This window comes from Gemella massiliensis (assembly GCF_900120125.1).
In the GTDB taxonomy this organism is placed as follows: Bacteria; Bacillota; Bacilli; order Staphylococcales; family Gemellaceae; genus Gemella; species Gemella massiliensis.
In genome coordinates this window covers 706,077-714,389 of the sequence record NZ_LT635546.1, presented here as the reverse complement: position 1 = coordinate 714,389, position 8,313 = coordinate 706,077, and the positions used below count along the sequence as shown (strand labels likewise).

The window sequence follows — 8,313 nt, the reverse complement described above, 5'->3', positions numbered from 1 at the left end:
GGACTTAATCAGAGAGTAGAAGCAGAGAAGTAAAGAAGTTGACAAAAGGAGAGGAATTGATATAATATGAGTATAAAGTTTTCGTCTGGTGGCGATAGCAAAGAGGACACACCTGTACCCATACCGAACACAGAAGTTAAGCTCTTTAGCGTCGAGAGTAGTTGGGTTTACGCCCTGCGAGGCTAGATCGTTGCCAGGCTTTTGAAATTAAGAAAAACCTTTTGGGATAAAAATCATGCTTATATAGATAATAAGTGTGATTTTTTATTATATGGTTTTACTTTTATTTTGATTTTAAAGAGAAAATGGAGTATTATATTAGAGTAAACTACTAATGGAGGTAGAGAAATGTTTTATTTGGAAGACGAAAAAACTTTGGTATTAACCGGCGAGAATAAAAAAGATATACTGAAAGCATTGAAAAAAATTAATTATATATCAGATGATAAAAATATAAAAGTAGCATATATAAAAATACTGAATAAACTATTGGATTTTAATAAAGCTATTGAATTATTTTATCATTCTCAAAAACCGGAATTTAATGAAGTATATAAGGAAAGAATAGAAAATTTTGATAACAGTAAAGATGAATTTATTAGAATTAAAGCAAGTTTAAAATCAGAATTTGATAGTAAAAATTATAACAAAGAAATTGAGGAGGAATTTTATTCTATATTAACAAAAATTGAAAATAGAACGGCTGTGTTATTTGAAGAGGAGAAAAAGTATAATTTTAACAATTATTTAATAACTCTTATTAATGATAAACAATTAGAAGAATTTATTTGGTTAAATACAATATATAATATTTATAAGGAAGAGAAAAGTTTACAATCGATTATTACCGATTATTGTCAGTTAACCGATATTGAATTTGCTGATTTATACAAAATTTATTTATTTGTGACAGATTATAATATTAATAGTTTATTATTGAAAAATGAATCTAAAATAATAAATAATGAATACCTTGAAAATGTTGAGAATTTCTTTAATTATATGTATGAATTAATTGATGATCTTAGAACTTTTGCTACGAAGAAAGATAAAAAGAATATTTTAAGTTTTTCAACAAAATTGGAAAGTTATACCAAAACAAGTACACCAACCAAAGAAGAATTTATTTATAGTGTAAGAAAAGTTTTTTCATTTTTAAAAGAATTATATGAAAATGACAATGTTAAATTGTTGCTTGATAATATTTATCCTATTTTGGTTAAATCATTTTATGCACCACTTAGAAATGACGATAAAATAAAATATGAGTATAATCCTGAATTTATATTTGCTCTTGAATATACTCAAATAATTATAGAAGTAATGGACGAAAATAATGGAAAATAAGTTAACCTCAAAAGATTTTTATTGTGTATATAACGATTTTGATATTTCTTTAAGAACGAGAGAACTTAATTTGCTGTATCTTCCACTTATAGGAAGTGAGGCGGTGCGACTGTATCAATTTTTGGGTACAAAAATAACAGGTGATAAAAATATTTCCGGCAACTTTTTACATTATGACATTTTTGATAATTTAATGTTGGATAGTACAAAATTCAATATTGCACGAAAAAAGCTGGAAGCGATAGGCTTACTCTATACATATTTTATAAATAGCGATGGAGTAAATCAGTATTTGTATAAAATAAGAAGTGCGTTAGATTTTAATGAATTTTTTGAAATACCTGCTCTTGACCAACTACTTGAAAATACTATTGGATTAAAGCAATATAATGATATTAAAAATAAATATGGTAATAATAAACTTAATTTTAAAAATTTCGAGAATTTAACTGCTAAGTTTTCGGAAGTGTTTACTTTAGAAAATTTAGATGATTATAGCTTCGAAAATATGTTAGAAAAAACGGCAACCGACACTCCTAACTTTGACGAATATTATTTTGATTTTTCTAAATTAAATTACTTATTGGCAAATAGCTATTTGAGCGAGTTACTTGATGATAAGTCAATAAAAAGTTCTATTTTAGGTTTGGCGCATTTATATAAAGTAACACCGAACGATATGGCAAAAGCTATAGAAAAAAGTGTAAATACTTCGAGCGGAACAATGAGTTTAGATATGAATTTATTGAAGGATTATTTACTTCAATTATTTATTAATGTCAGAAAACAGGAAATCCCTATACTTAACAAAATGATTAATAAAAAATTATTAGAAGAAGATGTAAAAGAGGAATTGACAAGAGAGGAGAAGTTTATAAAAGAGGTAGATAATATAAACTATGTAGAATACCTTAATAAGCAACGCGGAATAATTTTATCAGAAGCTAATGCAAAATCTATAGTCGAAATACAAAATAAATATAATTTTCCGACAGGAGTTTTAAATATTTTATTGGATTATGCAATATCAGAAAGTAATGGGGATGGTGTACCTCATAAAAATTACATTGATGCTATAGCAAGCTCTTGGTCTTCACAAAAACTACTTGGGGCGAGAGATGCTATAAATTATGCCAGAAGAATTCGAGATAATAGAAAAAAATCTTCTAAAAATAATAAAAAACGTGACTATATTAAAAATCAAAAACAAAGTGATTTGTATACGGCACCGGTTCCTGAATACTTTAAGGATAGAATAGAAAATTTATCAGCTACTGATAATAATATTTCAGTAAGAACTGTAACCTCGGAAGATGAAGATGCTTATAAAAAAATGTTGGCGGAATTATATAAAAAGGGGGATAATAAATGAAGAAATTATCTAATGTGCTATTAACAAATACAGAAGAAAGTTATAAAAAATTTATTTCTGAAAAAGTCCTTAGTGATAAAGAAATAATAAAGTTTATAAAAGAAAATTATTTTACGCTTGAAGATATAGAGAAAAATCACGAAATATTCTATCAATATTATATTTCAAAAGATAAAAATTTAGATTTAAACCATATTCCAAAATTACTATACAGAGATAATAAAGTTTATATTACTTACAATGAAACTGATGAATATAGAAATTACAGACAAAGTTTGCAATTGAATAGTAAAATTAAGACAGAATTTGTGCCGTCAAAAATTTTAACTTATACTTTTGAAAATTTGTCTAAAAATAAGGAAAAAGCAAAGGTTGCCATTGAGTGCATAAGAATATGTAATTCAATTTTAAACGAAGTAAATATGAAAGGATTGTATATATACGGATCTACAGGAGTTGGGAAAACATACTTTATGGGATGTATATATAATCATTTTAAAGAAAACGGAATAGAACCTGCCATTATTTATTATCCCGAATTTGTAAGAAAAATAAAAACAAAGATTAGTAATAATGAATATGAACAGTATATAGATATTATCCGAGCAGAAAAAATTTTAATAATAGATGATATAGGTGCGGAAAATATTACAGAGTTTATAAGAGATGAAATCTTAGGACCGATAATTAACTACAGAGAAGCAGAAAATTTACCTACGTTTTTCTCATCTAATCTTTCATTTTCGGATTTGTTGGCAGTGTTATCTAAAACCAAAAATTCGGTAGATCAAACTAAAGCATTACGTATAGTAGAAAGAATTAAATCTCTTAGTACCCCGCTTTTATTAAAAGGACAAAATGAAAGAGAATTATATAACTAAAAATATTAGAGTTGTTACATGATTTAAAAATAAAATATTAACAAAAATAGATATTCACAACATAAATCTGATATAATAGATATGTGGTTTATGTTGTGAAATTTATTTTTGACCAGTTCAGAAAAAATAATTTTTTATGTAATAAAGTAAATAATTTTTAAGTAGGTAGAAAATTGAAAATAGAGAATATAACAAAATTAAAAATCAAATACAAAATTGAATTGGATAATGGGAAACATTTTTATGTATCAGAAGAAACAGTAATAAAATATGGTTTGATAAAAAAAATAGAATTGTCCGGAGAGCAGCTTAAAGAAATATTATCACATGAGAATATAGAAAAAGCATATACTAAAGCTATAAATTACTTAAATTACGGTTTAAGAACAGAACGGGATATGCGAGAATATCTTGAGAAAAAGGAAATAGTTTCTGATATAATAGACGAGGTAATTGAGCGTTTAAAAGTGATGGGATATATAAATGATATTTATTATATTGAGGCAGCTGTTACCGATTATTTTAATCTTAATAAAAAAGGCCCCTATTGGATAAAAAGGAAACTTTTAGGTAAAGGTCTTAATAAGGAAGTTGTTGAAGAGAATATTCAAAAAATTTGTACTGAAGAGCGTATGATTGATACACTTTATCGCATAATAGAGCGTGAATTTAATGCGAAAAGAGAGTCGAAAAATAAAAAAATTCAAAAAATAACGCATAAACTTTATACAAATGGTTATTCTTTTGATATAATTAGAAAGGTATTTGACATATTTTTTGAAGATTACGAAGATGTTGATGAAAATGATGTATTAGAAACTTATTTTAATCGTGCTTATCGTAATTATTTAAATAGGTATGAAGGTTATATGCTGAAACAAAAAATCATTGAAAAATTGGTAAGGGATGGTTTCTCTTATTATGATGTGAAAAACTTTTTAGAAACAAAAGATTTGTAGAAGGAAGAATAGGATGAACAAAAGAAACGAAAGACAAAAGAAGATTAGAAATTTTTCTATTATTGCGCATATTGATCATGGAAAATCAACACTTGCGGATAGAATTTTAGAAAAAACTAAAGCAATAGAAAGTCGAGAGATGAAAGCACAGTTACTTGATTCAATGGATATCGAACGTGAACGTGGAATAACGATAAAACTAAATGCAGTTCAGTTGAGATATACAGCAAAGAATGGCGAAGAATATATCTTTCATTTAATTGATACACCGGGGCATGTCGATTTTACTTATGAAGTATCAAGATCATTAGCGGCTTGTGAGGGAGCTATTTTGGTTGTTGATGCCGCTCAGGGAATTGAGGCTCAAACATTAGCTAACGTGTACTTAGCGTTGGATAACAACTTGGAAATAATACCCATAATAAATAAAATTGATTTACCGGCAGCAGATCCGGAAAGAGTAAAACATGAGATTGAAGATGTAATAGGGCTACCAACCGATGATATAGTTCTTGCCTCTGCTAAAGCGGGAATAGGTATTGATGAGATACTTGAACAAATCGTCGAATATATACCGGCTCCAACCGGGGATGCCGATGAGCCGTTACAAGCACTTATCTTTGATTCTCTATATGACGCATACCGTGGGGTCATTGTTTCTGTACGTATAAAAAACGGTACGGTAAAAGTTGGTGATAAAATTAAAATGATGGCAACCGGAGGTGTCTTTGAAGTAACAGAGGTTGGAATTCACACACCTAAAGAACAGATTGTTGAGGAATTGACAGCCGGCGATGTAGGATTTATTTGTGCTTCAATTAAAAATGTTAGTGAAACACGAGTTGGGGATACAATTACATTGGCAAATAATCCGGCTAAATCAGCATTGCCGGGCTATAGGAAATTAAATCCTATGGTATTTTGTGGATTATATCCTATAGATTCAGCTAAGTATAATGATTTACGTGAGGCATTGGAAAAATTAGAACTTAATGATTCGGCATTACAATATGAAGCTGAAACATCTCAAGCACTTGGATTTGGTTTTAGATGTGGATTTTTAGGAATGTTACATATGGAAATTATTCAAGAACGTATAGAGCGTGAATTTAATATTGATATTATTGCAACGGCACCATCGGTTATTTATAAGGTTGAACAAACCGACGGTACGATGATTGATGTTTCAAATCCGTCAGAAATGCCGGATCCACAAAAAATTAATAAAATTACAGAGCCATTTGTCAAGGCAAGTATTATGGTTCCAAATGATTATGTTGGGGCGGTAATGGATTTATGCCAAAAAAAACGTGGTATTTTCTTAAATATGGAATATATTGACGATACGAGAGTAAATATTACTTATGATATTCCGCTATCAGAAATTGTTTTTGATTTCTTTGATCAGTTAAAATCTAATACAAAAGGATATGCATCATTTGATTATGAATTAACAGGATATAAAGACAGCAATCTTGTAAAAATGGATATTCTTTTAAATGGTGAACAAGTTGATGCTTTAAGTTTCATTGTTCATAGAGAGTTTGCTTACCAGCGTGGTAGAGTAATTGTAGAAAAACTTAAAAAATTAATTCCAAAACAGCAGTTTGAAATTCCTATTCAGGCAGCTATTGGTAATAAGATTATCTCTCGTGAAACTATTAAGGCGATGCGTAAAAATGTTCTTGCAAAATGTTATGGTGGTGACATTAGTAGAAAACGTAAGCTGTTAGAAAAACAGAAAAAAGGTAAAGAACGTATGAAAGCTGTAGGTAGCGTAGAAGTACCCCAAGATGCTTTTATGGCAGTTTTAAAAATGGATGAAGAATAATGAGAATCACACCTAGAGGAGTTTATATACACATACCGTTTTGTAAGTATATCTGTTCATATTGTGATTTTAATAAATTTTATATTCAACGCCAACCTGTTGACAAATATATTGATTGCTTAATAATAGAGATTAATAATATGCCGAACGTAAAAAATATAGAAACAGTTTATATCGGTGGTGGGACACCAAGTGCTTTGAATAATGAGCAACTGCATCGCATACTCACAGCATTAAGGAAAAAAATTCCACAAGAATTAACAGAATTTACATTTGAGGCGAATCCGGAAGATTTGACGGATTCTCGCGTGGCATTGATAAAAAACTATGGTGTAAATCGTGTTAGTATGGGAGTACAAACTTTTAATAATGAATTGTTAAAAATCTTAGGACGCGGTCATGTTGCTGACGATGTAGATACGGCTATTGCTAACTGCAAAAAATATAATATAGAAAATATTAACGTTGATTTAATGTTTTCGTTACCTAAGCAAACTATGGAAGATTTATATAGCAGTATGAAAAAGATATTAGATTATAATATTAGCCACGTATCATGTTATTCTTTGATTTTGGAACAAAAAACCAAATTATATAATCAAGTTCGGGATAAAAAGGTTATACTGCCGACTAATGAAACAGAAGAGAAAATGTATCGTGCCGTTATTGATTATTTAACGGCTAATGGCTATAAGCAATATGAAATTAGTAATTTTGCTAAAAAAGGCCATGAAAGTATTCATAACAGTAATTATTGGCGTAATTTAGAATATTATGGGCTTGGTGCCGGAGCTCATGGGTATGTAGCCGGTGTTCGTTATGCAAATCAAGGAGCGTTAAAATTTTATATTGACAGCATAGAAAGAAAAGGTCATGCTAGACGTGAAGAAAATATTGTATCTTTAAAGGAACATCTTGAAGAAGAAATGTTTTTAGGTCTTAGATTACTTGACGGTGTTGATATGAAATACTTTAAAGAACATTATGGTAGTAATATTGATGAGGTGTTTCCCGCTGCATATAAAAATAATATTAAGCGAGGATATTTGGAAGTTATAGATGGGCATCTTCGCCTTACCAATAAAGGGCTATTTTACGGTAATGATGTATTTTCAGATTTTTTACTTGATTGATAGTAATATTGGAATGAAGAATAATTGTATTTCATTCCAATATTCAAAATAGCAGAAAGGAGAATAATATGCAAGAAAAACGAATAAAACAGTTATTATTGAATTTAAATTCAGAATTTAATTTTAATCTACGGTATGGCAAAAATTTTAAAATGGCATTTTCACATTCATCATATACTAATGAACACAGGTTCGCTAAACATATTAGTTATGAACGTTTAGAATTTTTAGGAGATGCTGTTGTAGAAGTTGTCACAAGTGAGTTTTTATTTAAAAAATTTCCTACATTGTCGGAGGGTGAACTTACCAAACTGAGAGCTTCTATTGTTTGTGAAAAAACATTAGTTAAATATGCCTTATCTTTAGGTTTAGATAAATGTATTTTTCTGGGAAAAGGTGAAGAAAAAATGGGTGGAAGAACACGTCCTGCCCTGCTTGCTGATATATTTGAATCTTTTACAGGAGCATTATATTTAGAAACTAATTTAAGTTCTGTCAGGGTGTTTTTAGAAAATACTCTATATACGGAAGTAAAGGATTACGAATATCACAGCTTTGTTGATTATAAAACTATATTACAAGAATTTATATCGAGAGAAAAAATGGGAACGATAGAATACAAAGTAATAGATTCCAGCGGACCATCACATTTAAAAACTTTTACTAGCAGTGTTACTATTGAAGGGGAAAATTTTGGAATTGGTAGTGCAAAAACGAAAAAAGAATCTGAACAACAGGCAGCTAAGCAAGCACTGAAAAAATTAGGAGAAGTACGGTAATAAAAAGAAAG

General features: G+C 29.0%; 7 protein-coding genes and 1 rRNA gene. All 8 read left to right on the top strand.

All coding sequences use genetic code 11. From position 1 onward, the window contains the following. Positions 1-84 precede the first annotated feature (84 nt). The 8 genes from rrf to rnc all read left to right on the top strand — a co-directional run bounded on the left by rrf (position 85) and on the right by rnc (position 8,302). A 5S ribosomal RNA gene (rrf, locus tag BQ7358_RS08440) occupies positions 85-199 on the top strand. Positions 200-348: 149 nt separating this feature from the next. Further along, the gene (locus BQ7358_RS08435; protein WP_062173147.1) at positions 349-1,347 is read left to right on the top strand and encodes a hypothetical protein; all 999 of its coding nucleotides are present in this window, start codon (positions 349-351) and stop codon (positions 1,345-1,347) included. Then, a complete protein-coding gene (locus tag BQ7358_RS08430; protein WP_062173148.1) occupies positions 1,337-2,719 on the top strand; it encodes a DnaD domain protein in 1,383 nt (460 codons plus the stop codon). Before BQ7358_RS08435 ends, BQ7358_RS08430 begins: the two co-directional genes overlap by 11 nt. After that, positions 2,716-3,600, top strand: coding sequence for a primosomal protein DnaI (dnaI, locus tag BQ7358_RS08425; protein WP_062173149.1), 885 nt, complete (start codon positions 2,716-2,718; stop codon positions 3,598-3,600). The genes BQ7358_RS08430 and dnaI overlap by 4 nt, the downstream gene beginning before the upstream one ends. A gap of 173 nt (positions 3,601-3,773) precedes the next feature. After that, entirely contained in the window at positions 3,774-4,559 is a 786-nt protein-coding gene (locus tag BQ7358_RS08420; RefSeq protein ID WP_062173150.1) for a regulatory protein RecX, read from the top strand. 13 nt (positions 4,560-4,572) lie between these two features. After that, a complete protein-coding gene (gene lepA, locus BQ7358_RS08415; RefSeq protein ID WP_062173151.1) occupies positions 4,573-6,390 on the top strand; it encodes a translation elongation factor 4 in 1,818 nt (605 codons plus the stop codon). Beyond that, on the top strand, positions 6,390-7,523 hold the full coding sequence (hemW, locus tag BQ7358_RS08410; RefSeq protein ID WP_062173152.1) for a radical SAM family heme chaperone HemW: 1,134 nt from the start codon (positions 6,390-6,392) through the stop codon (positions 7,521-7,523). The genes lepA and hemW overlap by 1 nt, the downstream gene beginning before the upstream one ends. Before the next feature lie 68 nt (positions 7,524-7,591). Next, entirely contained in the window at positions 7,592-8,302 is a 711-nt protein-coding gene (gene rnc / locus BQ7358_RS08405) for a ribonuclease III (RefSeq protein WP_062173153.1), read from the top strand. Positions 8,303-8,313: the final 11 nt, after the last annotated feature.

Excerpts from the sequence above, each read along its gene's own strand:
- hemW (WP_062173152.1), top strand. The coding sequence starts at position 6,390 with ATGAGAATCACACCTAGAGGAGTTTATATACACATACCGTTTTGTAAG.
- BQ7358_RS08435 (WP_062173147.1), top strand. The coding sequence starts at position 349 with ATGTTTTATTTGGAAGACGAAAAAACTTTGGTATTAACCGGCGAGAAT.
- BQ7358_RS08430 (WP_062173148.1), top strand. The coding sequence starts at position 1,337 with ATGGAAAATAAGTTAACCTCAAAAGATTTTTATTGTGTATATAACGAT.
- lepA (WP_062173151.1), top strand. The coding sequence starts at position 4,573 with ATGAACAAAAGAAACGAAAGACAAAAGAAGATTAGAAATTTTTCTATT.
- rnc (WP_062173153.1), top strand. The coding sequence starts at position 7,592 with ATGCAAGAAAAACGAATAAAACAGTTATTATTGAATTTAAATTCAGAA.
- dnaI (WP_062173149.1), top strand. The coding sequence starts at position 2,716 with ATGAAGAAATTATCTAATGTGCTATTAACAAATACAGAAGAAAGTTAT.